Below are 25,815 nucleotides of genomic sequence, written 5' to 3'. Positions count from 1 at the left end.
ATGAAAAGATGAGTAATAAGTTATGAAAATGTCACGTCGTGCATACGCAGAAATGTTTGGTCCAACGGTTGGTGATCGTATTCGTTTGGCTGATACAGCGCTTTTTATTGAAGTTGAGCAAGACTTAACGACATATGGTGAAGAAGTTAAATTTGGTGGCGGAAAAGTTATTCGTGACGGGATGGGACAATCTCAGCTTCTAGCTGATGAAGTTGCCGATACAGTCATAACCAATGCTTTAATTGTGGATTGGTGGGGAATTGTTAAAGCCGATGTGGGCTTAAAGAATGGACGAATCTGGAAAATTGGGAAAGCTGGAAACCCTGATATTCAACCCGACATTACCATTCCTTTAGGTGCTGCGACAGAAGTAATTGCGGGTGAAGGGCAAATTTTAACGGCAGGTGGTATTGATACTCACATTCACTGGATCTGTCCTCAGCAAGTTGAAACCGCGCTGATGTCTGGGACAACGACAATGGTGGGTGGTGGGACAGGACCAGCAGCAGGTACTTCGGCAACGACAGTGACTCCAGGGCCTTGGCATATAGCGACCATGTTGCAGGCGATTGATGATTTGCCTATGAATATTGGCTTGTTAGGTAAAGGGAATTTAAGTTTACCTGACCCCATTCGCGAGCAAATTAAAGCAGGAGTAATTGGGTTAAAACTACACGAAGATTGGGGTTCAACACCCGCGGCTATTGATAACTGTTTGAGCGTTGCAGATGAGTATGATGTACAGGTCGCAATTCATACGGATACTTTAAATGAAGGTGGCTTTTTAGAAGAAACGCTAGCGGCATTTAAAGACCGTACGATTCATACATACCATACCGAAGGAGCAGGTGGTGGGCATGCTCCCGACATTTTAAAAGCAATTGGGCAAAGTAATGTCTTGCCATCTTCGACCAACCCAACACGACCTTATACGATCAATACCATTGATGAGCATTTAGATATGCTCATGGTATGCCACCATTTAGACCCGGCAATTGCTGAAGATATTGCTTTTGCAGAAAGTCGTATTCGCCGTGAAACCATTGCTGCTGAAGATATTTTACAAGACTTAGGCGCAATTGCCATGATGTCATCTGATTCTCAGGCAATGGGACGTGTGGGTGAAGTGATTTTACGAACTTGGCAAACTGCCCACAAAATGAAAGTACAACGTGGCCCATTAGAGGGTGACAATGAGTTTCATGATAACAATCGCGTTAAACGCTACATTGCCAAATATACAATTAACCCGGCAATTACCCATGGTTTAAGTCATGAAATTGGTTCGGTTGAAGTCGGAAAACTTGCTGATTTAGTGTTATGGAAGCCTGCATTTTTTGGCGTGAAACCCTCCATGATCATTAAAGGTGGCATGATTGCAGCGGCACCTATGGGTGATATTAATGCTTCAATTCCTACACCTCAACCAGTGCATTATCGTCCAATGTTTGGTGCTTATCCACGTGGTGTGCATAACACCTGTATTACCTTTTTATCTCAAGCGGCAATCGATGAAAAAGTTGCTGAGAAGCTAAACCTTAAAAAGTTAATCAGTCCCTGTAAAAACACGCGTTCAATTACCAAAGCCGATATGAAACACAATACATATTGTCCTGTTATGCAGGTTCATCCTGAGACTTACGAGGTGCGGGCCGATGGTGAATTATTAACGTGTGAACCTGCTGACGTATTACCGATGGCACAACGTTATTTCTTGTTTTAATGAATTTATAGAGGTGATTTGCCTCATTACCTTATATATGAAAGAAATAAGTAAGGAGAGAAAAGCTAAATGAAAATTTACACCCAACGTCTTGAAGATATTTCTCCTGATCAGGCATTTGAAACGGTTGAGCTAACGTTTGATACCCGACAAAAATCACGATTTCGAGCGGTTTTAGCGAGTGGCGTAGATATTGGTGCGGATTTGCCACGTACCGGCATTTTGCGTAGTGGTTCATATATTGCAACGCAAGAGGGTGATGTATTACGTGTCGATGCCAAGCCTGAACGGCTAATGAAAGTCACTGCTCAGACTGAATTTGACTTGCTTAAAGCAGCTTATCACTTAGGTAACCGACATGTGCCATTAATGCTGACACCAACAGCTTTATATTTTGAGCCTGATCATGTGCTTGCAGAAATGGTGGAAGGTTTGGGGCTTACTGTGACAGAAACCGATCATCCGTTTGAACCTGAAAGCGGTGCCTATGCACAGCATAGCCATGACCATCGTTTAAGCCCAATCAAAGCTTTACACCATGTCCACTCATAATGCTGCGCAATTACTGCAATTGCTGACATTGTCTTCTACGGCATTGCCAGTTGGAGCATATTGCTATTCGCAAGGTGTGGAAACCGCCATTGATATTGGCTTAATACACGATGAATCCTCGGCAATTGCTTACTTTGAAGAAGTGCTTGAAATGCTTTTAGTACGCTTTGAGTTACCTGTACTCAAACGTCTTATACAACATTATGATGATCCAGATCAGTTTTTAATTTGGGCACATTTGTATAAGGCAAGCCGAGAAAGTAGAGAGCTTTTGGCCGAATCTCAGCAACTCGCATTTTCTTTAAATGCATGGATTAAAGATGTTTTAAAGAAAACAGTTGAGGTTAAAAAGCAGTTTGGTTTTGTGCCTGTCTATGCGCAGCTTTGCGGTCGTTTAGAACTTAAAGATGTGGATGTACTTACGGCGTATACCTTTACCGTTTTAGAAAATCAGGTTTTAGCCGCAGTAAAAACTGTCCCATTGGGCCAAATGGCAGGACAAAGAATTTTATGGCATTTGCATGGGCGAGTACCACAAGCTGTAGAGAAGGCTTTAAAACTTAAAGATGAGCAATTGAGTAGTGCTTTGCCGCGCTATGCCATGCTGAGCATGAAACACGAAACTCAATATTCACGGTTATTCAGATCTTAAGTTTAGGAAAAAGGATAAAAATCATGACAGAACGTAGTCCATTACGAGTCGGAATTGGCGGACCAGTCGGTTCAGGTAAAACAGCACTTACACTTAACTTATGCCGTGCCTTGCGTGATAAATATAATATGGCAGTGGTGACAAATGATATTTATACCAAAGAAGACTCAAACTTTTTAACCCGTAATGAAGCGATGTCACCAGATCGTATTGTAGGTGTGGAAACAGGTGGTTGCCCGCATACAGCAATTCGTGAAGATGCTTCAATTAATTTAGCTGCGATTGATGATCTGTGTGAAAAATTTGATGGCTTAGAACTCATTATTATTGAAAGCGGTGGTGATAATTTAGCGGCAACATTTAGCCCTGAGCTTTCTGATTTAACCTTGTATGTTATTGACGTGGCAGGTGGTGAAAAAATTCCACGTAAAGGAGGACCGGGTATTACCAAGTCAGATTTACTGATTATTAATAAAACTGACCTCGCACCTATGGTGGGAGCAAACCTTGATGTCATGGATCAAGATGCAAAACGCATGCGTGGTGAAAAGCCATTTTTATTTTCAAACATGAAAACACAAGATGGGCTTGAAGAAATTATTCAATTTATTGAGAAGCAAGGGCTGTTTAAGGCTTAAGGAGTAACTATGAACTTCATTAAAAAATGGAGCGTTGGGCTCCTTAGCATGTTACCTGCGTTAGCTATGGCTCATCCGGGGCATGACCATGTACATTCAGGTTTTATGGCAGGCTTTATTCATCCGTTTACAGGGTTGGATCATTTAATAATGGCTTTAGGCTTTGGTGTCTTGCTATGGTCGGCAGCCAAACAGTGGAAAATCGCTGGCATCATCACTTTAAGTATCACCCTAGTGATCGGCTTTTTGGTAGGTGCTCAAGGTTTGGTGCCCGCTAATGTTGCTGAATACGGTATTGTTGCTTCTTTAATTATTACAGCGATTGCGCTATGGACAAAATCAAATCGGATTTTACCTATCGCTGCCGCTTTACTCGCAAGCTTTCATGGTATGGCTCATGGTGTTGAGTTAGCACATGCAGGGCATATCGTGGCGTTAGTAACCGGTATGCTTGCTGGTATGGCACTTATCTATTGTGGTGGGCTTGCACTCGGTGCAGTATTTACACGTTATGTGCCATATGGCAAAAAAATTGTAGGGGCCTGTGCAGCACTTGTTGCAGTGATTGGTTTGAGTTAATTAAAACTTTGTAGCGAAAAAGGTAGCTTAAGGCTATCTTTTTATTCGCTTATTTTTTGGTAAAGCCCTGCATGGACTGTACCAGCTTTGGTTGATTTAATTTGCTGCCATGTTGCAGGAAGGTGAAGCTGAGATAAATCTCGGTCAGCTTCAACGTAAATGTACCCATTATTTTTAATATGTGAGTCTGCCAAGTGAGCAAGCTCTTGCCATAAATTAAGGCTATAAGGAGGGTCTAAAAAAACGACATCAAACTGTTCTTTTAGGCGTGGTAAGGCTTGTTGAGCAGTTGCATTAATTAAATGGCAATTCTGCGCTTTGAGCAATTGAATATTATCTTTTAAAAATCGTGCCTGCGTCTTATCTGGCTCAATCATATAAACAGATGCAGCACCGCGCGATAATGCTTCAAAGCCTAATGCCCCAGAGCCTGTGCAGATATCGAGAACGTGAGCGTTTTGAATGTCCCACATGAGCCAGTTAAATAAAGTTTCGCGGACACGATCGGGAGTTGGTCTTAATCCTTCAATACTGGCGAATGGTAAAACTCGTCTTTTCCATTCGCCCCCAATAATGCGTAATTGATTTTTCATTATTCATCGACCTCGTTTGTAGCAGGACGAGTTGGTGTTGCCTGTGGAGTAGAGGCTGCTGCGGAAGTCGGAGCAGAGGTCGCAGGAGTTGAGCTGGCACTTTCATTACCACTTGGGAGTTCACCCGGTTTAATTCCAGCGGTCATCAAGCCACCATTAACCTGATGGTTGGCTGGTCGAATCGGATTTTTCTTACGGGTTAATAACCAGTAATCAAACACGGGTTTAGCAAGTTGGGCTGCTGAACCACCATGACGGCCATTTTCCCAAATAACTGCAATAGCGATTTCTGGTTTATCAGCCGGAGCAAAGCCAACAAAAAGACCATGGTCAAGTTGGCGTTCACTAAGCGCAGCTTCGTTATAACGTTTGCCTTGAGCAATACTTTTAACCTGTGCTGTACCTGTTTTTCCGGCAATTTGATATAGCGGTGTACGGATGCCACGACCAGTACCTGATTGAATTACATCAATCATGGCTTCTCGCATTTTTACCCAATCTTCATCTGTACCATTGAAATTAATTTTTCCATCAGGTGCATTACGTACGGTAAAAGGTTTTGCACCATGGGTTGCACGTAAAACATGTGGAACTACATGCGAGCCGTGGTTCGCCGTAATGGCAGTTGCCATGGCGAGTTGTAAAGGAGTTGCTGTAAATGCACCTTGACCAATACTGACTGAAATCGTTTCACCTTTCATCCATTTGGATTTGCGTGTACGCATTTTCCATTCAGGATTTGGATATAAGCCTTCACTTTCACTTGGTAAATCGACACCTGTTTTTTGGCCAAAGCCAAATTGGCGCATCCATTGGTTCATCTGATCGATGCCCATTTGATTAGCCAAAATATAAAAATAGGTGTCACAAGACATGATAATGGCTTTGTGCATGTTCACGATGCCATGACCGGTTTTTTTCCAGTCACGGAATTTGTGCGAGTCACCCGGTAAATGGAAATAACCAGGGTCGGAAATAGCAGTAGCCCAATCAACAATTCCATAATGTAAACCGCCCATCGCTTCCATTGGCTTAATGGTTGAACCGGGAGGGTATACACCTTGTACTGCACGGTTATAAAGAGGCTGATCTATATTGTCACGTAGAGAACTATAATCTTTATGATTAATACCCGTCACAAATAAGTTAGGATTAAAGCTTGGGCTTGAAACCAACGCCAGAATTTCACCGGTACGCGGGTCTATCGCAACAATTGCACCACGTCGACCAGCGAGCTGTTGTGATGCGACAACTTGCAAACCATAATCTAATGATAAGTAGAGATCATTACCACGGGTTGGGTCTTTACGGCCTAGGTGACGCAAAATATTACTATGAGCATCTGCTTCTACAGACTCATAACCAGGTGTTCCATGAAGTAAATCTTCATAGCTTTTTTCTACACCAATTTTACCAATTAGGTTTGTTCCAGCATATAAATCTTTATCAATACTTTTTAATTCTTTATCGTTAATACGGCCAACATATCCAATCACGTGAGCAAATAAATCACCATGTGGATAATAGCGCGTCATTTGGGTTTCAATTCTAACCCCGGGGAACTTGTATTTAACTTCACTAAACTTGGCAATATTTGTCTCGGTCAAATTCAGTTTAATGGCCACACGTTCAGTTTTACGTGCTGTTTTAATGCGGCTTTTAAAACGATCTACATCTTCTTGAGTGAGTTCTAAAATAGGCTGTAATTGTTCAATAACGGTATCAACGTTCTCAACATCTGCTTTACTTAATGTTGCGGTAAAAACAGGGTAGTTATCTGCCAGTAAAACCCCATTGCGGTCATAAATATAACCACGAGCAGGTGGAAGGGGTTGTAGGCGAATACGGTTTTTATCCGATGCCGTCGAGAACTCATCATAATGAAAAATTTGTAGATAAGCGTATCGGCTGGCTAGCACCAATAAACAGATAATCACAAGCCCTACGGCAAAAAATATACGACCTCGATAAATGCGCTTTTCTTGCTGGATATCTTTTAAAGGAAAGTGCTGTTTCATACGGATCGACTTAATGACATAGGGTGAGAAAAATAGCTGCTTATTCTAACGCAAGCGCACTTAAAATATCGCATATTTTTCAAAGTTTCAGTGAAGAGGCAAATTGGCTTTTTTGACTTTGTAGACAACAAAATTGTAGAGTCTTGTATATAAGAAGCAAAATAATTCTGTTAAAGTCTCTCATTCAATAGAATAGGGTTGTTCTCACCATACGATTAGGGAAAATGGAGAAAATAATGAGAAAAATTTATCCCTTACTTGCAGTTTTGACAGTAAGCAGTTGGGCACATGCTCAAGATTACTCATTTCTTCCAGAAGCAAAATTAGCAGATCATAAAGCATCTACCTGGAATGTAGGCGCCGGTTTTACACAAAAATTGTTACATCTCAATGGTGAGTGGGTAAATCCTTATGGCATTGCTTACGCAAAAGTTGGTGCATTTTTAAATGGCGATAAAACTGCTGGAGGACAAGTCGGATTCCGCTATCCGTACTACCTTACTGGAACAGATAAAAATGGTTACTATATTGGCTTTTATGCTGGACATCTTGATAGTAAATCGGTAGATGGAGATTATAAATCTCGTTTAGGTGCTGGTGTTGATTTGGCATATGTATTGTTGAATTCAGAAAGAATTAGTACGTTTAGTGTGGGTATCGGCGCAGCGGAAAAATTAACGGACCAGAATGGTGATGTTGCTGCAGATACTAAACCACAAATACAATTTTCTTATTCTCTAAGTTTTGGTTTATAAAACAAAGCAGTTTATCGTTAACTCGCCATAAGCAGAGCACAAATAAATACGAGAGTCTTACATGTTAGAGTACGTCAGCGGATTGTGGCAGACCTTTTTACACAGACCTGATTTTTGGGCCGTTTTGAGTATCATTCCGGTCACTGCCTTTGTCACATGGGCACATGTGTGGATGGCTTTAAAAATGGTGTTTTACCCAATCAAGTTTTGGGGATTTCATTTAGGTCCTTTACCAGTCGGCTGGCAAGGTATTGTGCCACGTAAAGCTGGACGTATCTCTGGAATTATTACCGATAATACTTTATCCAAGTTAGGTTCTTTGCGTGAGTTTTTAGAAGCAATGGACCCTGAAGACATGGCGCGTATTATTGGTGAGCAAGTCGGATTTGAACTTGAGCATTTGATTGATGAAGTCATGATCGATCGTAATGCAGTGCTTTGGGAAAATTTACCTTATTCGATTAAACGCCGTATTTATGCTCAAGCGCATAAGCAGTTGCCAGGTGTACTCAGAGAATTAGTGACTGAGCTGACTATGAACGTTGAGTCACTGGTTGATATGCGTGAAATGGTGGTGAGCCAAATGGAAGGTGATCGCCGTTTAATGGTACGTATGTTTTTAAAAGTTGGACAAAAAGAAATCAACTTTATTTGGCATATTAGTGCTTTAATCGGGATGTTCTTTGGTGTTTTCCAAATGGTGGTCTGGTTTGTGGTGCCTTGGCATTGGACAGTACCGTTTTGGGCGTCTATTTGGGGCTTTTTAACTAACTGGATTGCAATCTGGATGGTATTTAACCCGATTGAACCGCATTACATTCGTTATCCGCAAATATTTAGATTAACAAAAGATCGTAAGTTCCCTTGGATTGTACCTGTTTTACGAATTGGTACTTATAATGTTCAAGGGGCTTTCATGAAGCGTCAAGAAGAAGTTTCAGAAGTCTTCTCAAGCGTAGTGACAGAAGATCTGATTACGTTAAAATCAATTATGACAGAAATGATGTATGGTTCACGCAAGGACAAAACGCGTCGTATTGTTAAGCGTCATATTAACGAAATCATGGAAACTCCACTTGTTCGAACATCTTTACAGCTTTCTTTAGGCCCAAGAGAGTATGCAAGGTTAAAGACGGACTTGATTGATCGTTCAATTGAAATTACGATGGGACCGGTATGTGACCCTGCACTAAATGCAAGCCGGGCACAGAAGATTTTTCAAATGTTTAAAGAGCGTATTCGTGAACTAACACCAAAAGAGTTTCAGAATTTGTTACGTCCAGCATTTCAAGAGGACGAGTGGATTCTTATTGTACTAGGTGGGGTAACCGGATTTATTGCTGGTACAATACATTTGTTTGTGGCTTTCTTATAATTCGAAGTCGGGCAGGATCTATTGAAGATCAATGAAACTAAATCTGCCGGACCTCACATTCATTGTTTTAAATGAGGATGTTTTTTATGCGCATTATCTTACTCGGACCACCTGGGGCAGGCAAAGGTACTCAGGCTCAGTTGATCTGTAAGCGCTACAATATCCCACAAATTTCAACCGGTGATATGCTCCGTGCTGCAATTCGTGAAGGTACTGAATTAGGTTTAAAAGCTAAAAGTGTGATGGAATCTGGCGGTTTAGTTTCAGATGAACTCATTATCGGTTTAGTAAAAGAACGTATTGCTCAACCTGACTGCGTGAATGGTTGTATTTTCGACGGTTTCCCACGCACTATTCCTCAAGCAGAAGCTTTGGAAAAAGAAGGGATCAGCATTGATCATGTAATCGAAATTGATGTACCTGATGAAGAAATCGTAAAACGTCTTTCTGGTCGTCGTCAGCATCCAGCTTCTGGTCGTGTTTATCACGTTGTATACAATCCACCTAAAGTGGAAGGTAAAGATGATGAAACTGGTGAAGATCTTGTTCAACGTCCAGATGACCAAGAAGAAACAATCCGTAAGCGTTTAGCGTCTTATCACACTGAAACAGAACAATTGGTTGGTTTCTACCAAGGTCGTGCTGCTTCTGGTGAAAATGCGCCAACTTATGACAAGCTTGATGGCTTGCGTACAATTGAAGATGTACAAAAAGATTTGTTCAACATCTTAGACAAATAATTTAATATTATTTGTAATACCGAGCCCTCTTTGTGAGGGCTCTTTTCTTTCATTAAGTGCAGGAGAATGATTTGAAAATCATTTTGATTTTGGTGGTATTGCTGAGTCTGGCACTATTGTTATTTTTACTGTATCAAAGCTACAAAATGCTGAGAAAAGTACAAAAACAAGCGAAAGAAGAAAGAAAACAGCAAAAGCGTTTAAAGTAACTAAATTGGGTATAAGCTATACCCAACTTTTATTCTGCCTCAATGTTTTTAACCGCAATTTGTTTTTGAGCACCAAACTCAAAGCGGTCCGGCCAGTTACATACATCAGCAACCACGCACTCTGAACATTTTGGTTTACGGGCAATACAGCAGTAACGACCATGTAATATCAGCCAGTGATGTGCATCTAAAATAAATTCTTTAGGAATGACCTTTACTAAACGGTGTTCAACTTCAAGAACATTTTTACCTATTGCTAAGCCCGTTCGGTTTCCAACACGGAAAATATGGGTATCGACAGCCATAGTCGGCTGACCGAATGCAGTATTTAAAACCACATTGGCTGTTTTACGGCCTACGCCTGGCAAAGCTTCCAAATCTTTTCGGTTACTTGGAACTTCACCGTTAAACTGCTCCATTAAAATCTTACAGGTCTTGATAACATTTTCGGCTTTTGCGTTATAAAGACCAATTGTTTTAATGTACTCTTTTAACCCGTCTACGCCTAAGTTATAGATTTTTTCAGCGGTGTTCGCAACAGGATAGAGCTTATCAGTTGCTTTGTTGACACTAACGTCGGTTGCTTGCGCCGATAACATAACGGCAATGAGCAATTCAAATGGTGATGAATATTTTAATTCGGTCTGTGGAGAAGGTCTTTGTTCACGAAGGCGTTCAAAGAAAATTTGAATCTGCTTTTTCGTCATATTTTTGACGGCCATTCAGACCTCCTGTAATTGAATGAGTTGCTGTTGTAGTTCATCAAGTTGAAGACGCTTTTTGGCATCTTCTCGAACACTGAGCTGCTTTTCCAACTTTTTAATTTGTGTACGAATTTTCGCTAATTCAATTGTGGTTTTTGCATCGCTTACAATTGCTTCTTTTGGCTTCTCGATGAGCTGAATTGAAGGTAAATCATCAAGTGCTTGAGAGAACTGTGCAAACAGCTGGGTATCGATTTCAGCACGTACGACAGGGCCTTTACGGTGAATACGGCGTTTTTCTTCACGTTGAATATGAGCGTAATAACGTTGTCGTAAATCATTTTGCTCCGCAATGCGTTGCTGTTCGCTTGGCAATGTTTGAGTGTCTTCGACTAGATCAATACAGTCAACTGGGCAGGGTGGAATACATAACTCACAACCTGTACACAAATCAGTCAAGATGGTATGCATGAGCTTACCACTACCAATAATGGCATCTACAGGACAAGCATTAATACATTTTGTACATCCGATGCATTCATCTTCGCGAATAATTGCCTTCATGCGTTGTGGGCGTCCATCCGCCTGTACAGGCCAGACACTCGTTTCAGCAGGTAATAATGGGCGATTTAATAATTGTGCCAGTGCATCGGCCACTGGCTGTCCACCAGGAACACATTTATTTGCTTCTTCACCTTCAGCAATGGACTTTGCGTAAGGTAGACAGCCGTCACGGTGCCCACACAGACCACATTGTGTTTGTGGTAATAACGCATCAATCTCGCGTATGAGAGAAATAGATGGATTCATAGAGGAAAATAGCTTGCTTAAAACGATGCGATAATGAAGAAAAACCTAAGTAAGGTCAATGGATTTTAACGAATTTATTGGCTTTTTGATTGACCTAAAATGTTGCCAATATTGCACAATAATAGATCAATAAAAGTGAAAAGATAAATGACTATTATTGATTGTTAGACAGTTTTTCTAAAAATAAGTTTATGATAATTAAGAAAAATAAAATAATTTAAAATAACTATTGTTAAAATTGATGGAAAGGGATTTAATATTTTGCTGCTAAATGATGCATTTTAAAATGTATTGCACCAATTTAATTCATTACTATGCTGAGGACCGTGCATTGAAATATAATAACCTGAATGAATTCCTGAATTACGTGCAAGCGCGTGATCCGCATCAACCTGAGTTTTTACAAGCTGTCGAAGAGGTCATGACAAGCTTGTGGCCATTTATTGAAAAAAATCCAGAATATGCCGAGCAGGGATTGCTAGAACGTTTAGTGGAACCAGAACGTGTGATCCAATTTCGCGTTTCATGGATGGACGATCAAGGGCAAACTCAAGTTAACCGTGCTTTCCGTGTTCAATACAATTCAGCAATTGGTCCATTCAAGGGGGGGATGCGTTTCCATCCGTCGGTCAACCTATCTATTTTAAAATTTTTAGGGTTTGAGCAAACTTTTAAAAACTCACTTACAACTTTGCCAATGGGTGGAGGAAAAGGTGGTTCAGATTTTAACCCTAAAGGTAAATCTGATGCTGAAATTATGCGATTCTGTCAGGCACTTATGATTGAGCTTTACCGTCATTTAGGTCCAAATACCGATATCCCTGCTGGAGATATTGGTGTGGGTGCACGTGAAGTAGGTTATATGGCTGGCATGATGAAAAAGCTCAGTAATGACACGGCATGTGTGTTTACCGGTAAAGGAATTTCATTTGGCGGTAGCTTAATGCGTCCTGAAGCAACAGGCTACGGTACGGTTTATTTTGCAGAAGAAATGCTAAAAACACGTGGACAGTCTTTTGCTGGTAAAACCGTTTCGATATCTGGTTCTGGTAACGTTGCGCAGTATGCTGCTGAAAAAGCAATGTTCTTAGGTGCAAAAGTGGTTACGCTATCGGACTCAAATGGTACCGTTTATTTAAAAAATGGTTTTACAGATGAGTTGCTTGCTGAAGTTATGGAACTCAAAAATATCCAGCGTGGCCGTATTTCAGAATTTGCTTCTAAGCATGGCTTTGAATATTTTGAAGGGAAGACACCTTGGCATATTCCTGTAGATATTGCCTTACCATGTGCAACACAAAATGAATTAACTGGCGAAGATGCCAAAACGCTCATCGCTAATGGGGTAATTTGTGTGGCTGAAGGTGCTAATATGCCATCTACACTTGAAGCTGTTGAGCATTTTATTGAAGCTAAGATTTTGTATGCGCCTGGTAAAGCTTCTAATGCGGGTGGGGTGGCAACGTCTGGTTTAGAAATGTCTCAAAATGCGATTCGTTTAGGCTGGACACATGCTGAAGTCGATGAACGCTTACATGCAATTATGAAAGATATTCATGCCAACTGTGTTAGATACGGTACTAAAGAAGATGGTACTGTGAATTATGTAGATGGTGCCAATATTGCTGGCTTTGTAAAAGTTGCTGATGCGATGCTTGCACAAGGTATCTATTAAAATATAGAAATAAAAAAATCCGATGCAAAAGCATCGGATTTTTTTTAGTCTAAAACTTATTTTTTAGGCTTTTTAACCAGTTCTTGTTCTACAACCATATCTAACACATCTGCTTGGCTAGATTGATCTGCTGCCGGGTTTTTCACTTCAAAACGTTTTACACGTAAGATTACGCGTTGGTTTGGATTGTGTTCAAAACCTTCGATTTGACCGTAATATAATGACCAGTTTTTGTCAGCATAAGTTTTTACGCCTTTGTCATCATATTTAACTTCACGAACTTGCAAGCAAGTTTGTGGTGCAACACCCGTACAAGATTTAGTTTCTGGCGCTACTTCAAGGAAAACAGTTTTACCTTCAGATTGATATTTTGCTTCAGGTGTCATTTTACCTGTGAAAGTATATTTCTGGCCTTGAGCGTCAGTTACTGTCAATGTTGGTTGATCAACATTTGTTGTATTGAGTTCAAATGGAATCGCACGTTTTTGGAAGAGGCTGCTAGAGAATTGTTCCTGTTTCATTAAAGCAGGTTCACAAGCCATCATAGTTGACATGACATCAGTCGTTACAATCGTATTGTTTTCAACTTTCCAAGTGGTGCCTTGGCGGTTACAACCCGTATCAATTGATAAACGGTCATTTGTAAAGTTAAGAACGATCGGCTTTTTAGTATTTTCAGGTTGGTATGACCATGAATAATCAGTTAAAGCTTGAGTATTAGTTGCTTTTTCGCCTTGGAAAATATGCTTTTGACCTGCTTTATCTGTCACGCTTAAGATTACCTGACCATTGTTATTACTAATTTCGATTGGCAATTTCGCTTCACTAAAGATGCTATTAGACAATTGTTCTTGTTTCATTAAATCGTCTTGGCAAGCCATCATTGTTGATGCAAGTGGAGAAGTTACAAGTTGGTTGCCTTCAACTTTCCAAGTCCCGCCTTGGCCATTACAGCCAGTGTTAATTGCTAATTTACCGTCTGCATTAAAGTTAAGAATAAGTGGCTTAGATGCTTTTACATTTTGATAAGTCCAAGCATATTCACTTAAAGTAGTAGCCAAATTTTGTTGTTGCTCAGATACAATTGGAGCTTGAGTGTTTGAAACTGTTTGACACGCCATCAAAGAAAAAGGTAATAACGCAAGAATTAAATATTTAATTTTCATTTAAAAAAACTTCAAGTAAAAAAACAACAGCACTAAGCTTAAAACATTCTTAAAAAAAGAAAATGTAAACATTTGATTGTTTCGGTTTTTAAAATGTATAAGTTTGTAAATTATTCTATTTTTCAACAAAAATAGTGGTATACCCCGCAAAACGGGGTATTTTCCAAAAATTAATCAAAGCGGTATATATCCATACCTAGTGAGCCCATTGTGAAGCTACTATGAACAATCGTAAAACGATGTCCCGTACCCATAGCGAAAAACAAAGGTGCAAAATGCTCAAGTGAAGGATGATTACGTTTCACAAACGGCAGGGTTTGCCACTCCAGTACACCATCATAGTCTTGATGACTCAGCTTACTGACCACTGTATTTCTAAAAGTTGAAGCCCATTCAGGTACTTTCGAATTGTCACCTTGCCAAGACAGTTCAGCAAGATTATGAGTAATACTTCCAGAACCGATCAGTAAAATTTGTTTTTCACGTAAAGGTGCTAGCGTTTGGCCAATCCGATAAATTTCCTGTGCAGTTAAGCCCATAGGTAAAGAAATTTCAACGACAGGAATGTCTGCTTCTGGATACATATGTAAAAGAGGCATCCATACTCCGTGGTCACGAGGGCGAGTGCTATTGGCATGTGCGACAAAATGAGCATCTGCTAACAACTTCAAAATTTCTTCTGCAAGTTCGGGTTGACCGGGGGCACTATAGCGAATTTCATACAACTCTGGCGGGAAACCACGGAAGTCATGCCAAGTTTCCGGACGAGTCGAACTACTTACTTCGAGTGCTTTACTTTCCCAGTGAGCGGACATCACTATGATTGCCTTTGGAGTAGGCAGATTTACACTAAGACGATGTAAGGCAGGACCCACTTGTTCTGGATCAAGTGCAAGCATGGGCGAACCATGTGAAATAAACAGTCCGGGAAGGGTTTGTAGTTCCATTTCATTACACCTGAGTTGAAAAGCAGAATAATAGTCATTATGCCAAAATCAGGACATGTTAAAAGTATCCTGATTTCAACGGATTGTTCTTAAAATGAAACGTTTGTTCTTTTTATGCACGGTGGTAAGGATGATTATGATTAATACTCATTGCTCGGTAAAGTTGCTCGATTAATAAAATACGTACTAAAGGGTGTGGCATGGTAAGTTTTGAAAGTGACCAGTGCCAAGCAGCGGCTTTGCGTACTTGATCTGACAAGCCATCTGGGCCACCAATAGCGAGTGCCACATTATTACCTTCAAGCATCCATTGTTTCATAGTGCCTGCTAGTTTTTCTGTGCTGAGCTCGCGTCCGCCAACTTCTAAAGCAATAAGGGTCTCATTAGGTTTTAAAGCATTTAAAATACTTTCACCCTCGATTTGACAGTATTTTAAAATATCTGCTTCTGAATCATTTTTACCGCGTTTTGCCATTGGGAGTTCAATAACCTGAGTTTGAACAAAAGGCTGGATGCGTTTGAAATAATCTTCAAAACCAGTAAGTACCCAAGCAGGCATTTTTTGACCAATGGTCAGAATACGAATTTTCATGTGGTCTATTCAGTCAAAACAGCTGGCACATTATACCTGAGGAGAGGTTAACTGCGGGGGAGTAAGTGGGCATAAAAAACGCAGTCCAAAAAACGGTGTTGGACTGCGATCAAATGATCATCTGTCTGGAGTTCAGATGATCATAGAGAATAAAAACAAGGCTATCTGTGACATAAGATAGACAAGAGCAAATAATAGAATTAATTACTCTTACTTCTTATTATGAGGATGGTTGGATATTTTTCAATCAAATTGTGTAACAAAAAAAAGAGAGCCGAAGCCCTCTTTTTTTATATTTAAATTAGTGACGCGCTGCTTTTGAGCCTTCCACCGGTTTTACAATCGGTGTTTTAGGTAAAGGCTTTGGCATCGAAGTTAATGCTAAAGGTAAGATTTCATCAATGCTTTTCACAGCTTTGATTTCTAATCCTTCTTTCACATTGTCTGGAATTTCTGCCAAATCACGAACGTTATCTTGAGGAATAAAGACGAGCTTGATTCCACCACGATGTGCAGCAAGAAGTTTCTCTTTCAAGCCACCGATACGCATCGCACGACCACCTAGACTTGTTTCACCTGTCATTGCAATATCTGGTCGAATCGCAATTCCAGTAAATGCTGATACAAGTGCAGTTGTTAACGCTAAACCAGCAGATGGACCATCTTTTGGAGTTGCACCTTCAGGTAAGTGAACGTGTACATCAGTTTCTTCAAAGCGAGATGCTTCAATTCCAAGTTCATCGGCACGTGTGCGTACTACTGTCATTGCTGTGGTAATTGATTCTTTCATTACATCACCGAGTGAACCGGTTGTAATGAATTTACCTTTACCTTTAACAGCTGCAACTTCAATAGTAAGCAATTCACCACCTACAGAAGTCCATGCCAAGCCATTTACACGGCCTACTTGTGCTTCATCTTCGGCCATACCAAAGTCAAATTTATGTGGACCTAGGTATTCAGGAAGATTGGCAGAGGTAACGTCAAGCTGTAAGTTTTTAGATTTTTTACTTACCGCTTCTTTTACGACTTTACGTGCAATTTTAGAAACTTCACGTTCTAAATTACGTACGCCAGCTTCACGTGTATAGCGTTGAACAATGTCACGAATCGCTTCTTCATGAATAGTTAACTCTTTTGGACGTAGGCCATTGTTCTTAATTGCTTTAGGAACAAGGTAACGCTCAGCAATGTTAACTTTTTCATCTTCGGTATAACCCGGTAGACGAATAACTTCCATACGGTCCAACAAGGCTTCTGGAATATTCATGCTGTTTGCAGTACAGATGAACATCACTTCAGAAAGGTCAAGATCAAGATCTAAATAGTGATCGTTGAACTTACTGTTTTGTGATGGATCAAGCACTTCAAGCAAAGCAGAAGCAGGATCACCACGGTAGTCTTGAGCCATCTTGTCAATTTCGTCGAGTAAGAACAATGGGTTCTTCACACCAACTTTTGTTAAAGACTGCACGATTTTACCTGGCATCGCACCAATATAAGTACGACGGTGTCCACGAATTTCTGCTTCATCACGTACGCCACCAAGCGCCATGCGAACAAATTCACGACCTGTTGCTTTCGCTACTGATTCACCGAGTGAAGTTTTACCAACCCCTGGAGGTCCAACCAAGCAAAGGATAGGACCTTTGAGTTTTTTCACACGTGATTGAACAGCTAGGTATTCAACAATACGATCTTTAACGTCATCAAGACCATAATGATCGGCATCAAGAATCTCTTGCGCTTTGTTCAGGTTAATACTGACTTTGCTCGCTTTGTTCCATGGTGTATCTAGAATCACTTCTAGATAGTTACGTACCACAGCAGCTTCACTAGATGCAGGCTGCATTGCTTTAAGTTTACGGAACTCAGCTTCGGCTTTTTTACGTACGTGTTCAGGTAAATCAGCTTCAGCAAGACGTTTCTCAATTTCAGCAACGTCATCTTCAGCACCGCCATTCATGTCGGAAAGTTCACGTTGAATGACTTTCATTTTTTCATTTAGAAAGTATTCACGTTGGTTCTTTTCCATTTGGCGTTTTACACTGTCATGTAAAGTTTGCTCAATTTGCTGTTCAGCAGATTGATTCATCAAGTAGTTCATCAACTCTTGCAAATGAGCTTCAAACTCATCGTACTCTAAAAATTTCTGCTTAATTTCAATATTTAGAGGCACACGAGTTGCTACGAAGAACATCAATTGCAATAAGTCTTCGATTTTGTTGGCAGCAGCAACCAGTTCACGTGCATTACGTAATTTTGCTTCTGCATATTGAGCAAATAAGTTACGTAACTCTTGTAAACGAGTTTCTTGCGTTGCCTTATCTACATTAATCGTCATTGGACTTAATTCATGTTCGGCAGTCAAATAACTATCTTCATCGATAATTTTTTTCAACTTAGAACGATGTAAGCCTTCAATAAGTACTTTAATGCAGTTTTCATCATTTTCATGATTAACTACTTGTACAATCTTAGCGACTGTACCGTACTGGTATAAATTGTCGTGATCAATTTCTTCTGTAAGCGAATCTTTTTGCGCAACTACAAATACTAAATTGTCACTGTTACGAGCCACATCAACTGCATTGATCGATTTTTCACGACCCACAAATAGCGCAATTTGCATGTGTGGATAAACCACCACATCACGTAAGGCTAATAGTGGTAATACACTTGGAACCTGAGGCTCTAAGTCAGTTTTTTCATTCATAATAAGTTCAGACATGGGCACTCCTAATGAGTGACAACGAGGTTGCCATGTTTTTTATAGTGATGTGTATTTTAAAAATTACAAGGGCATGACAATAGAAAATGTTGAAAAAAGGACTAATTTAGTCAACTTTTTTTTAAAAATGTTATGAATCAATAGATTAATTCTTAAGAAGAATAAAATTTTGTAGAGCGGCTACTCATTTTTACTTAATAATTAATAAATATTTAAAACTTTTCTTTAATATTGGAAGAGTTATTTCATCTAACTTTGGAAGAATACTTAAAAAATTTAGCAATAAATATTTTTATTGGCAGTGTAGTGGTAACAATAGTTCACAACTTATTCAATGTTTAGCGCCAAATAGACGTGTTAATATAAGTTGGTAAAACGGTCTGTCACGGCAAAGTAACCATCCTTAGGATGGTTACTTTTTCGTTTTTAAGGAGCTAAAAAAAGTAAAAGAATATATTGGAGATTTTATAAATTTTATATAAAAATCATCTTTTAAAATAATAAAAGTGCTGTGGAGTCAGTAAACCATCTAATGGTTGATCCCAACTTTGACGTTCTAAAGTGTGTTCAATAAATTGAAATTGATGTGCCAATCCTAAACGGTAGGGCTTATATTTAGCACTTGCCAATGTACGATCATAATAACCACCACCCATACCAATACGTGTCCCATAGTGATCGCAAGCTAAAAGTGGCATAAGTAGCAAATCAAGCTCTGATACATGTTTTCCGCGAGTCGCCATAGGTTCTTTCATGCCCAATGGGTGATGAGAAAAACGACGACTTAAATATTGGTTTTTATTTATTTTTACCCATACTAAACGTTGGTTCATTGAACAAATCATGGGTAAATAAACTTGTTTGTTCTTTTTAAAACATAATTTGATAAGAAGATCTGTATGGATTTCACCAAAAGCATGCAGATATAAACCGATTTTTTTTGATGAATGAAAAATAGGAAGGTGATTTAGGCAATGTAAAACATTAAGCTGAGCCTGTTTTTGCTCAAATTGGGTTAAAGCTCGTCTTCTAGATCTTAAATTTTTTCTAATAAAACTTAATTCATTCATGGAGAAATCTAACAAAGATTTGCGGACAGTCGAGCAAAATTATACCTACTTTTCTATGGTTTCACCGAAATTTAAAAATTATTAAAAAGCAGTCTTCTAATGTATTAGACCAGGTAAAAATAGTTTTGTTGGGAGGAGAAGCTATCTACATATAATTTTTTCTTTTTTACGTATTTACAGTATTTATTTACATTTAATCAGGATAAGTATATTTAAAGATGAATATGAAAATGTGAAACCTATGAAGTTAAAAAATTTAACAATGATGTTATGTGTGGCATTGCTCAGCGGATGTACGAAACAGGCAGAATCTGAGGCACCTCAAATTGATTATAAAGCTCAATTTGAAGAGTCGGACCGAAAAATTGGTGAATTTTTAGATCAGTTAGATAATCCAAATACCCCTCAAGAAGTTAAAGTTAAAATTTTATGTCATGACTATCCTGAGGTGTATAAAAAACAATACATGCCTGCATTAATAAAAGTTTCACCAAAACCGTATACTGAAGAAAAATTATTGTCAGATTTGAAAAGTGCAACTGACTACTATAAAGGGACTTTGGGGATAAAATGCAATGAATAATATTTGAATTAAATCACAATAAAAATTTAAAAGTGTGAATTGATTGGCATTATTTAGTTGTGCTAAATTTCTTCTGTTAATTACTTCAACTTTTCTCTGGATTTGAAATGCAGATCTTAAAATTTTTACAGAGTTTTAATACAGTCGGCACCTATTTAACACTTGCTTCCATCTTGCTTGTGGTCATGATCATTTATTTTTATGTAATTAATCCTGCATGAACATTTTGAAAGGAATAGGTCTTCTCATCTATTACTTTTTTAAGAATGGAAGATAAATAATAGGATAGGGATATGAAATTTAAAATATTATTATTAAGTTTTATTGCCACGGGTTGCTATGCTAATGAAAGTACAGCAGACCCAGATATTTGTAATATCGTAAAAAAGGTCGCTTATAACGTGATGGAAGCACGACAGCAAAAAGTACCAGCACAAGATTTACAACAAATTGCCGATGGGTTAGCAGATGAAGAAGCCAAGCAGCTTTATCAAGACTTAATTAGCTCAGCTTATGCTGCCAAAGTATTTAAGACAAGTTTCTTTAAACGCCAAGCAATTGAAGATTTTCAAGCAGGATGGTATGAGGAATGTTTACATAGAAATGAATAATAATCAAAAAATAATAAGTATTTAATTTTTAAGAACAACTAATTAGTTAAGAGAATGAAAAATAGACTGACAGGTCTGTCTAGGTGTTTTAATTTAAAAATAAAATTCGAATTTATAATTATCTATTTAAAAATAAATGCTCCGAAGATGCCGCTGCATGTCGTTACCCTTGAACCCTAAAGTTCAGCGGGTCTTTCTCAATTCTAGCAATACATTGCAATATTAAGCAATACCTAACGATATTAAAAAATCAATATTTTTAATAATTTATATTAAAACAATACAATGCAATATTACACAATCTTTAGCAATACAAAAATAGTCTATTAATGGTCTATTTCGGTAAATAAGGTCTATTTTTCAGATTTAAGTCTATTAAAGGTCTATTTTAATTGGTTAAAAAAGCGGCACTTAGCCGCTTATGCTGTGTGTGCCATTTTGTTTTGTTCAATATAAGCCAAAACATCAGCCTTAACATAATTTACTTGGCGTTTATGAGGCTTTGAAAAGGGAATGCCTCCACCTTCACATCTTTTCTTTTGCAACCACGGTAAGGATACGTGCATAACAATAGCTACTGTTTCAGGTGGAAAAGTTTGATTATCAGCAGCTTCCCAAAATTCCTTCTTAGCAGCCTCTTTTTCTGCATGTGTCATACGATCTAATTTAGTTAAACGTGACATTTATTTCTCCTTACTTTCCGCTTTAGGATTTGCCCACCAAAGTACAGGGCCATCTTCTGAATCAAATGCTGCAATTAAAAAGAATCCTTGTTCTGGCGGTTCTGGCTTCCAGTTGGGCCAAACTACTGCATCTTCCGGTATATTTGGTATTTCATCGTAATCTAATAGTTGAGTTTCAATTTCAACTCTAAGATTCATCTGAAGTTGTGCCCACTGTTCTCTTGTATAGGCTTCTGCTCCTTCTTCAATGGTGTCAAACAATTCAATATCTGGATGAAACCAATTGAAAAGGTTTTCAGGTGGTTCTATTGGCTGGATCTGATATTTAAAACCCGTCTCACTAGATCCATAAAATAGTTTTGCTTCATCAAAGCTTTTGGTTACAAGAGGGGCAGAACCTTTCTTATAGCAAATTACTATTTCATCAAATTTAAAAACACGTTCAGCTGTCTTCAAATCAAAGCATTGGTACATAGGTTCACTAAACCAACTTTCTACATAAAATAGATTTTTAATATGATCTTTGCGGGAACCGTGCCATTTCTGGACTTTGATAACATCATCGAAGATTTCTAAGAAAAAGTTGTTGCCTTCCTTTTCATGCATTTTTCTATAACGTTCAACAGCTCTCTCAGCTATCTCTTTAGAAGCTGCTGGTGTTTGTCTAAAAGGGCTGTAACCTTCAGGTCGCATTGCAACCGCCCATAAAGTTGATTCACTCATCCCTCAGCTCCCGATTCTTTTTCAACTAGTGCACTGTAAACATCTTTAGCTTCTTTAAGAGTAAGGAACTCTGCACCTGAACCAACAGACCCTAAGCAGACACAAGCCATTGCCATTATAGTTTTGTGATTTGGTTCCTTTGGAATTAGTAGATGAGTTTCTGGCACCGTTTGAGCTTTAGCTCTTGCTTTCCATGCCTTAAACATCTCGTGTTTTAGATATGATTTATTGGCGTATTCCTCAGAGGAAGGATCTAAGGGCAATTCACCATGTCTTTTAAAAAAATAAGCATCAAAATCTTCAAGTTCTTGGTTTAGATCAATCATTTAGGCCACCATTCTATAAATACGTTTAACTTCATGGTCCAGCTCATCCATTGCAGAGCGACCTTCTTTGAAATATTTCAAAAGCATTAGTTTGTATCGCTCTTGAGCTGCTTTGTTCATCACACCTTCGTTGCTTACTGAAAGGGTGGCTTTATTACCTTTAATTAAGTTCACGCCATGCGGTGTACCTTTCCTGCGATACCCGGCATTTACGTTGAACACAATGAACTTTTCGAAAAGCTGCATTGGAAGCAGCTTTGGCTCGAAAAGAAACTCTGGAGTAGTTTGTTTCGACATTAGAAAGGTTCCTCCAGTAAATAATCAGGTTCGTTTGATGCCGCATTTTCTAATTCATAGCGGCGTTTTCTCACATACCCCATTAGCTTTGGTTGAATTAGCGGATCACGTGCTGCTACATCTATTTCCAAAGCATCCAATGTTGTGAGGTCGGGCGCATTTTGGATCTGGACCATTAGTGAAGGCGGTTCATTTGCAGGTACCTTTGATTTTTCGAGCTCTTCAAGTCGCTTGTGAGTGGCAAGTAGGAGAGGTTCCATTTGTTTGTCATTCCACGTACGGGTATATCGATAAACTGCATTTACCTCTTCAGGTGTTTTTGATTCTTTTACACGCTGAAGAAGGGCATCTAATGCCTTCTGATATTCAGGATCTACTTTCGGCTCGTTAGTTTCTGGAATTAATAGATCCTCAGATGTGGTGACATTTGTTTGTTCGGTAATAACAATTGTTGGTTGAGTTTCTGCAGAAATAACTTCAATAGGCTTTTCTGCTTTTGATTTTTTGCCTCTCTGTTTTTTAGGTTCCTCACCAAGACGAATAACACTTAAATCATTGTTGATTTCAATACCGAGTGCTTTTGAAAAAGCTTTTAATTGAAGCTTGGCATTTTCAGCATCACGCTGAACAAAACCACTATTAATTGCTTCAATGAGTGCAGGAGTTTTAAATCCAACGTTATAAATGGAAGGTAAATATGTGTTGATTACAAAAACATTTTGACCCTCTTCATACTCATCAATAGTTAATGGCTTTGTGAATGTAATGCCAGCCAGCTCAATAGTTTCGATTTTGATGCAGAATTCAAAACCCGGTTTACCAAAAACAGAAGCGGGGAATTGATCTAAGTCAGAAAAGTCCAACATGTCTCCAATAGGACGACAAAGAACAGTTTTACCTTTTTGAAGAGCTGCAAATGCTTCAGCTGCAGTGATTAGATTATTCATGCTGTCATCCCCGTTTTAGCTAATGTTTCAATGTCTTGTTTAACTGCATTTAGTTTTGTCGCTTCAATTTGGATAAGGGCATCTATGCCGAAGTGTTCACAAACTGTTTTCACGTCTAGGCCGCGTTCAGCTATGAAGTTTTGAAGTTCATCTCTTTGTTGATCTGAGATACCGTTAAATTCAGGTGGACTAATCCAAGTGCCACGTTGCTTATCAAACGTGCAATTCAATGCTTTAGCCCTCATTAACATTGCTTGGCGCATGTTCTGGTAATACATATGTTCTTTATCAAGCGACTCAGTTAATTGATTAAGGTCACCTGCATGCTCTGCTTCCTCACAGCTTTGTTTCCAGTTTTCTAGCTCTTCTTGGGCTTTAGCTGCTGCAAGTTGTGCAGGCGTTAAGGTGTTAATGTGATCTTTAGCTTGAGTAATCAGGTCAGCCAAGAAAGTTGGATGTGTTTTGAGATCTGGTACCCACACTTCACCAGTTTCACCGCCTAGTGCACCTGAGTTTTTCGCATGATGTGTAGGTGAGGGTTTGAAATTAATAACGCGGGCATTTTTACCTTCACCAGTAGTAACAGTTGTTAGATAACCCATGACATCTGCGATACGGTAAAGCTCGTTACGGTTTTTACCACCTAGATCTGGGCGGTAAATAATTTGATCACCGTTTTGATCTTCTGATGCGTGTGCAATGAAAACAACATCTTTACCTAAACTGATCAAAGTATTGATGTATTGCTTGAACGTTTGGTTCGCTAAACCTTGAGCCTTTAACTTTAAAGAACCATCTTTTTGACGGTTATTTGCCGTAAGTAACAGGTGGGTTTTAATGCATTCAAGCATTGCACCCACGGTATCAATGACAACGGTTTTATATGGTGCTAAGTCCTGCGGAGTAAGGTTTGCAACATCACTCCATTGTTGAACCTGTACAACCGCACCACGACGTAATTCACCAGTACGGTGAGCACCACGGTCAAAGTCAAAAGAAATTGCTTTTTCCGCAGTAAAGCCCATCGATGATTTACCTAAACCTGGATCCGCGTATAGGTACACAATAATTGCTTGAACCAATAAAGTTTGGTCAGCAGTAATAATCGGTAGAGCCATTTTATTATCCTTATCTTGAGCCAGTGAAGCCGCGCTTAGTTTTATAAGCCTTGCGGTCATAAGTAGGGATGTTTGTTTCACGCAGTTTTATTGCGAGCTGCTTTCTGCGTTGGAAATCAATTTCTTGTGTGAGTTCATTCCAAACTTTTGGATAGTCAGTTTGGAACCTGAACACATTTAAAGGCGTCTTAAATCCGTCTTTAACTTTGTAAAGAACTGAGCCATTAGCATTAGATGCGTACACTTGCCAGCCAATACGAACAGAGTAGAGGCCCTTATCATCACGGCCTAAAAATGACATGTAGCCGTCAGGGTGTTTTTTGAAATGAGTCATCTTTAAGCCTCCACCAACTTGTTACGTTCGATGAAGCCTTTTAGAAGGTCATTGATGTTGCGGATGTCTTCAAATTCGGTGAAATCGTTATATGACTTACCGTTAACATCAGTAATTTCATTTACTGTGAGTTGAGTAATATCAACAGCGGTAAATTCAGAACCCGGAACGCCGTAACTGTCTGGATGAGCTTCAAAATCAAAGCTAACGTTTAAACGGAAGCTATCTAATTTAATTACAGCAACGCCAGAATGTTTACCTGTGATTTTCGCGGTCAACACACCGTAAGTACTTGGTTGAGTCTTAGGGGTAAATAGAGAAGGGGCTTCTTTTGCTTGGAAAGCTGGCTGCAATTGGCAAGCAACTAAAGAACCACCTGAGATTGCAAGAGCAGCCATGCTGACAAATGCAAAGGAGTTGAAAGGGGTAGCTTTTACGTTCATAATTGATCTCGCAGTTTGCAAAAGCACATCGGACCTGGGGAGGGGCGGTGTGCTTTTTTGATGTCTACGAGATAAATATAAGAAAACTTAGTTTTATTGTCAATAAGAAATCTTATTTTAATTTAAGAAAGCTTACTTTTATGCTTTAATAGACAAAAGAAAACCCAACTATCAAAGGTGATAGAAATGAGTCTAGGCGAAGAAATGTTTGAATGGCGCAA

30 protein-coding genes and 1 pseudogene are annotated in these 25,815 nt (G+C 39.1%); 14 read left to right on the top strand and 17 right to left on the bottom strand.

Translation table 11 applies throughout. From position 1 onward, the window contains the following. Positions 1-22 precede the first annotated feature (22 nt). From ureC to G9371_RS08260, 5 genes are all read left to right on the top strand, one after another. On the top strand, positions 23-1,723 hold the full coding sequence (gene ureC, locus G9371_RS08280; protein ID WP_000784158.1) for an urease subunit alpha: 1,701 nt from the start codon (positions 23-25) through the stop codon (positions 1,721-1,723). Between the two features lie 69 nt (positions 1,724-1,792). Continuing rightward, positions 1,793-2,275 carry an urease accessory protein UreE gene (ureE, locus tag G9371_RS08275; protein ID WP_000708735.1) on the top strand — a complete coding sequence of 161 codons (483 nt, stop codon included), beginning with the start codon at positions 1,793-1,795 and terminating at the stop codon, positions 2,273-2,275. Next, positions 2,262-2,927: an urease accessory protein UreF gene (locus G9371_RS08270; protein ID WP_029423926.1), complete on the top strand. Its 666-nt coding sequence runs from the start codon at positions 2,262-2,264 to the stop codon at positions 2,925-2,927. Before ureE ends, G9371_RS08270 begins: the two co-directional genes overlap by 14 nt. Before the next feature lie 23 nt (positions 2,928-2,950). Continuing rightward, positions 2,951-3,565 carry an urease accessory protein UreG gene (gene ureG / locus G9371_RS08265; protein ID WP_000140200.1) on the top strand — a complete coding sequence of 205 codons (615 nt, stop codon included), beginning with the start codon at positions 2,951-2,953 and terminating at the stop codon, positions 3,563-3,565. Positions 3,566-3,574: 9 nt separating this feature from the next. Further along, positions 3,575-4,144 carry a HupE/UreJ family protein gene (locus G9371_RS08260; protein WP_029423925.1) on the top strand — a complete coding sequence of 190 codons (570 nt, stop codon included), beginning with the start codon at positions 3,575-3,577 and terminating at the stop codon, positions 4,142-4,144. 41 nt (positions 4,145-4,185) lie between these two features. Here G9371_RS08260 and rsmD read toward each other — a convergent pair whose 3' ends face one another. Together rsmD and mrdA are read right to left on the bottom strand one after the other, a co-directional pair. Further along, entirely contained in the window at positions 4,186-4,737 is a 552-nt protein-coding gene (rsmD, locus tag G9371_RS08255; protein ID WP_029423924.1) for a 16S rRNA (guanine(966)-N(2))-methyltransferase RsmD, read from the bottom strand. Beyond that, positions 4,737-6,755: a penicillin-binding protein 2 gene (gene mrdA, locus G9371_RS08250; RefSeq protein WP_000809155.1), complete on the bottom strand. Its 2,019-nt coding sequence runs from the start codon at positions 6,753-6,755 to the stop codon at positions 4,737-4,739. The genes rsmD and mrdA overlap by 1 nt, the downstream gene beginning before the upstream one ends. 236 nt (positions 6,756-6,991) lie before the next feature. On the opposite strand from mrdA, the gene G9371_RS08245 reads away from it, so the two are divergent. The 4 genes from G9371_RS08245 to G9371_RS08230 all read left to right on the top strand — a co-directional run bounded on the left by G9371_RS08245 (position 6,992) and on the right by G9371_RS08230 (position 9,834). Next, positions 6,992-7,510: a hypothetical protein gene (locus G9371_RS08245; RefSeq protein ID WP_001227325.1), complete on the top strand. Its 519-nt coding sequence runs from the start codon at positions 6,992-6,994 to the stop codon at positions 7,508-7,510. A gap of 61 nt (positions 7,511-7,571) precedes the next feature. After that, the gene (locus G9371_RS08240; RefSeq protein WP_000895449.1) at positions 7,572-8,885 is read left to right on the top strand and encodes a membrane protein; all 1,314 of its coding nucleotides are present in this window, start codon (positions 7,572-7,574) and stop codon (positions 8,883-8,885) included. A gap of 86 nt (positions 8,886-8,971) precedes the next feature. After that, positions 8,972-9,625 (top strand): adenylate kinase, encoded by a 654-nt coding sequence (gene adk / locus G9371_RS08235; RefSeq protein ID WP_001220244.1) that lies wholly within the window; start codon positions 8,972-8,974, stop codon positions 9,623-9,625. Positions 9,626-9,696: 71 nt separating this feature from the next. Further along, complete coding sequence (locus tag G9371_RS08230) at positions 9,697-9,834, top strand: hypothetical protein (protein ID WP_000691574.1); 138 nt, start codon at positions 9,697-9,699, stop codon at positions 9,832-9,834. A gap of 29 nt (positions 9,835-9,863) precedes the next feature. Here G9371_RS08230 and nth read toward each other — a convergent pair whose 3' ends face one another. Then, positions 9,864-10,556: an endonuclease III gene (gene nth / locus G9371_RS08225; protein ID WP_000279329.1), complete on the bottom strand. Its 693-nt coding sequence runs from the start codon at positions 10,554-10,556 to the stop codon at positions 9,864-9,866. Beyond that, the gene (locus G9371_RS08220; RefSeq protein ID WP_029423923.1) at positions 10,557-11,348 is read right to left on the bottom strand and encodes an RnfABCDGE type electron transport complex subunit B; all 792 of its coding nucleotides are present in this window, start codon (positions 11,346-11,348) and stop codon (positions 10,557-10,559) included. A 271-nt stretch (positions 11,349-11,619) separates the two neighbouring features. Here G9371_RS08220 and gdhA point away from each other — a divergent pair, with 271 nt between their 5' ends. After that, a complete protein-coding gene (gene gdhA, locus G9371_RS08215; RefSeq protein WP_000972056.1) occupies positions 11,620-13,023 on the top strand; it encodes an NADP-specific glutamate dehydrogenase in 1,404 nt (467 codons plus the stop codon). Positions 13,024-13,079: 56 nt separating this feature from the next. On the opposite strand, the gene G9371_RS08210 is transcribed toward gdhA, so the two are convergent. The 4 genes from G9371_RS08210 to lon form a co-directional block, all read right to left on the bottom strand. Beyond that, positions 13,080-14,189: an META and DUF4377 domain-containing protein gene (locus tag G9371_RS08210; protein WP_000696025.1), complete on the bottom strand. Its 1,110-nt coding sequence runs from the start codon at positions 14,187-14,189 to the stop codon at positions 13,080-13,082. 170 nt (positions 14,190-14,359) lie between these two features. Then, on the bottom strand, positions 14,360-15,136 hold the full coding sequence (locus G9371_RS08205) for a dioxygenase (RefSeq protein WP_000423001.1): 777 nt from the start codon (positions 15,134-15,136) through the stop codon (positions 14,360-14,362). A gap of 112 nt (positions 15,137-15,248) precedes the next feature. Next, positions 15,249-15,728 (bottom strand): 23S rRNA (pseudouridine(1915)-N(3))-methyltransferase RlmH, encoded by a 480-nt coding sequence (gene rlmH, locus G9371_RS08200; protein ID WP_029423922.1) that lies wholly within the window; start codon positions 15,726-15,728, stop codon positions 15,249-15,251. Between the two features lie 301 nt (positions 15,729-16,029). Beyond that, positions 16,030-18,459 (bottom strand): endopeptidase La, encoded by a 2,430-nt coding sequence (gene lon, locus G9371_RS08195; protein WP_001292274.1) that lies wholly within the window; start codon positions 18,457-18,459, stop codon positions 16,030-16,032. A 293-nt stretch (positions 18,460-18,752) separates the two neighbouring features. On the opposite strand from lon, the pseudogene G9371_RS08190 reads away from it, so the two are divergent. Continuing rightward, positions 18,753-18,833: pseudogene (locus tag G9371_RS08190) on the top strand (outer membrane assembly protein BamE); the annotation flags it as partial. 111 nt (positions 18,834-18,944) lie between these two features. Here G9371_RS08190 and G9371_RS08185 read toward each other — a convergent pair. After that, on the bottom strand, positions 18,945-19,529 hold the full coding sequence (locus G9371_RS08185; protein ID WP_029423921.1) for a 5-formyltetrahydrofolate cyclo-ligase: 585 nt from the start codon (positions 19,527-19,529) through the stop codon (positions 18,945-18,947). 241 nt (positions 19,530-19,770) lie between these two features. Here G9371_RS08185 and G9371_RS08180 point away from each other — a divergent pair, with 241 nt between their 5' ends. The 3 genes from G9371_RS08180 (at position 19,771) to G9371_RS08170 (ending at position 20,723) form a co-directional block, all read left to right on the top strand. After that, positions 19,771-20,112, top strand: coding sequence for a hypothetical protein (locus G9371_RS08180; RefSeq protein WP_024438479.1), 342 nt, complete (start codon positions 19,771-19,773; stop codon positions 20,110-20,112). Between the two features lie 107 nt (positions 20,113-20,219). Continuing rightward, a complete protein-coding gene (locus tag G9371_RS08175) occupies positions 20,220-20,333 on the top strand; it encodes a hypothetical protein (protein WP_001166305.1) in 114 nt (37 codons plus the stop codon). A 72-nt stretch (positions 20,334-20,405) separates the two neighbouring features. Continuing rightward, positions 20,406-20,723: a hypothetical protein gene (locus G9371_RS08170; RefSeq protein ID WP_020752902.1), complete on the top strand. Its 318-nt coding sequence runs from the start codon at positions 20,406-20,408 to the stop codon at positions 20,721-20,723. Between the two features lie 419 nt (positions 20,724-21,142). Here G9371_RS08170 and G9371_RS08165 read toward each other — a convergent pair whose 3' ends face one another. From G9371_RS08165 to G9371_RS08130, 8 genes are read right to left on the bottom strand one after another with little or no spacing between them, the layout of a single operon-like run. Further along, positions 21,143-21,406, bottom strand: a complete 264-nt coding sequence (locus G9371_RS08165) for a hypothetical protein (RefSeq protein WP_000088975.1) — start codon at positions 21,404-21,406, stop codon at positions 21,143-21,145. Then, positions 21,407-22,129 carry a hypothetical protein gene (locus tag G9371_RS08160; protein ID WP_002069481.1) on the bottom strand — a complete coding sequence of 241 codons (723 nt, stop codon included), beginning with the start codon at positions 22,127-22,129 and terminating at the stop codon, positions 21,407-21,409. Then, positions 22,126-22,455: a hypothetical protein gene (locus tag G9371_RS08155; RefSeq protein WP_000566317.1), complete on the bottom strand. Its 330-nt coding sequence runs from the start codon at positions 22,453-22,455 to the stop codon at positions 22,126-22,128. Before G9371_RS08155 ends, G9371_RS08160 begins: the two co-directional genes overlap by 4 nt. After that, a complete protein-coding gene (locus G9371_RS08150; RefSeq protein ID WP_025468115.1) occupies positions 22,456-22,752 on the bottom strand; it encodes a hypothetical protein in 297 nt (98 codons plus the stop codon). It lies immediately after the preceding gene. Beyond that, positions 22,752-23,699: a hypothetical protein gene (locus G9371_RS08145; protein ID WP_029423727.1), complete on the bottom strand. Its 948-nt coding sequence runs from the start codon at positions 23,697-23,699 to the stop codon at positions 22,752-22,754. The genes G9371_RS08150 and G9371_RS08145 overlap by 1 nt, the downstream gene beginning before the upstream one ends. Continuing rightward, the gene (locus G9371_RS08140) at positions 23,696-24,817 is read right to left on the bottom strand and encodes an ATP-binding protein (protein WP_029423728.1); all 1,122 of its coding nucleotides are present in this window, start codon (positions 24,815-24,817) and stop codon (positions 23,696-23,698) included. The genes G9371_RS08145 and G9371_RS08140 overlap by 4 nt, the downstream gene beginning before the upstream one ends. Positions 24,818-24,827: 10 nt before the next feature. Continuing rightward, entirely contained in the window at positions 24,828-25,151 is a 324-nt protein-coding gene (locus tag G9371_RS08135; RefSeq protein WP_029423729.1) for a hypothetical protein, read from the bottom strand. 2 nt (positions 25,152-25,153) lie between these two features. Continuing rightward, positions 25,154-25,594, bottom strand: a complete 441-nt coding sequence (locus G9371_RS08130; protein ID WP_025465822.1) for a hypothetical protein — start codon at positions 25,592-25,594, stop codon at positions 25,154-25,156. Positions 25,595-25,815 lie beyond the last annotated feature (221 nt).

It is taken from the genome of Acinetobacter sp. EKM10A, assembly GCF_011075215.1.
GTDB classification, from domain to species: Bacteria; Pseudomonadota; Gammaproteobacteria; order Pseudomonadales; family Moraxellaceae; genus Acinetobacter; species Acinetobacter baumannii.
Note: the sequence above shows the minus strand (reverse complement) of the source record. Positions and strands in the feature narration are given on the sequence as shown.

Bases quoted from the DNA above. Each gene is read 5' to 3' on its own strand.
- ureC (WP_000784158.1), top strand. From the start codon at position 23: ATGAAAATGTCACGTCGTGCATACGCAGAAATGTTTGGTCCAACGGTT.
- ureE (WP_000708735.1), top strand. From the start codon at position 1,793: ATGAAAATTTACACCCAACGTCTTGAAGATATTTCTCCTGATCAGGCA.
- G9371_RS08270 (WP_029423926.1), top strand. From the start codon at position 2,262: ATGTCCACTCATAATGCTGCGCAATTACTGCAATTGCTGACATTGTCT.
- ureG (WP_000140200.1), top strand. From the start codon at position 2,951: ATGACAGAACGTAGTCCATTACGAGTCGGAATTGGCGGACCAGTCGGT.
- G9371_RS08260 (WP_029423925.1), top strand. From the start codon at position 3,575: ATGAACTTCATTAAAAAATGGAGCGTTGGGCTCCTTAGCATGTTACCT.
- rsmD (WP_029423924.1), bottom strand. From the start codon at position 4,737: ATGAAAAATCAATTACGCATTATTGGGGGCGAATGGAAAAGACGAGTT.
- mrdA (WP_000809155.1), bottom strand. From the start codon at position 6,755: ATGAAACAGCACTTTCCTTTAAAAGATATCCAGCAAGAAAAGCGCATT.
- G9371_RS08245 (WP_001227325.1), top strand. From the start codon at position 6,992: ATGAGAAAAATTTATCCCTTACTTGCAGTTTTGACAGTAAGCAGTTGG.
- G9371_RS08240 (WP_000895449.1), top strand. From the start codon at position 7,572: ATGTTAGAGTACGTCAGCGGATTGTGGCAGACCTTTTTACACAGACCT.
- adk (WP_001220244.1), top strand. From the start codon at position 8,972: ATGCGCATTATCTTACTCGGACCACCTGGGGCAGGCAAAGGTACTCAG.
- nth (WP_000279329.1), bottom strand. From the start codon at position 10,556: ATGGCCGTCAAAAATATGACGAAAAAGCAGATTCAAATTTTCTTTGAA.
- G9371_RS08220 (WP_029423923.1), bottom strand. From the start codon at position 11,348: ATGAATCCATCTATTTCTCTCATACGCGAGATTGATGCGTTATTACCA.
- gdhA (WP_000972056.1), top strand. From the start codon at position 11,620: ATGATGCATTTTAAAATGTATTGCACCAATTTAATTCATTACTATGCT.
- G9371_RS08210 (WP_000696025.1), bottom strand. From the start codon at position 14,189: ATGAAAATTAAATATTTAATTCTTGCGTTATTACCTTTTTCTTTGATG.
- G9371_RS08205 (WP_000423001.1), bottom strand. From the start codon at position 15,136: ATGGAACTACAAACCCTTCCCGGACTGTTTATTTCACATGGTTCGCCC.
- rlmH (WP_029423922.1), bottom strand. From the start codon at position 15,728: ATGAAAATTCGTATTCTGACCATTGGTCAAAAAATGCCTGCTTGGGTA.
- lon (WP_001292274.1), bottom strand. From the start codon at position 18,459: ATGTCTGAACTTATTATGAATGAAAAAACTGACTTAGAGCCTCAGGTT.
- G9371_RS08185 (WP_029423921.1), bottom strand. From the start codon at position 19,529: ATGAATGAATTAAGTTTTATTAGAAAAAATTTAAGATCTAGAAGACGA.
- G9371_RS08180 (WP_024438479.1), top strand. From the start codon at position 19,771: ATGAAGTTAAAAAATTTAACAATGATGTTATGTGTGGCATTGCTCAGC.
- G9371_RS08175 (WP_001166305.1), top strand. From the start codon at position 20,220: ATGCAGATCTTAAAATTTTTACAGAGTTTTAATACAGTCGGCACCTAT.
- G9371_RS08170 (WP_020752902.1), top strand. From the start codon at position 20,406: ATGAAATTTAAAATATTATTATTAAGTTTTATTGCCACGGGTTGCTAT.
- G9371_RS08165 (WP_000088975.1), bottom strand. From the start codon at position 21,406: ATGTCACGTTTAACTAAATTAGATCGTATGACACATGCAGAAAAAGAG.
- G9371_RS08160 (WP_002069481.1), bottom strand. From the start codon at position 22,129: ATGAGTGAATCAACTTTATGGGCGGTTGCAATGCGACCTGAAGGTTAC.
- G9371_RS08155 (WP_000566317.1), bottom strand. From the start codon at position 22,455: ATGATTGATCTAAACCAAGAACTTGAAGATTTTGATGCTTATTTTTTT.
- G9371_RS08150 (WP_025468115.1), bottom strand. From the start codon at position 22,752: ATGTCGAAACAAACTACTCCAGAGTTTCTTTTCGAGCCAAAGCTGCTT.
- G9371_RS08145 (WP_029423727.1), bottom strand. From the start codon at position 23,699: ATGAATAATCTAATCACTGCAGCTGAAGCATTTGCAGCTCTTCAAAAA.
- G9371_RS08140 (WP_029423728.1), bottom strand. From the start codon at position 24,817: ATGGCTCTACCGATTATTACTGCTGACCAAACTTTATTGGTTCAAGCA.
- G9371_RS08135 (WP_029423729.1), bottom strand. From the start codon at position 25,151: ATGACTCATTTCAAAAAACACCCTGACGGCTACATGTCATTTTTAGGC.
- G9371_RS08130 (WP_025465822.1), bottom strand. From the start codon at position 25,594: ATGAACGTAAAAGCTACCCCTTTCAACTCCTTTGCATTTGTCAGCATG.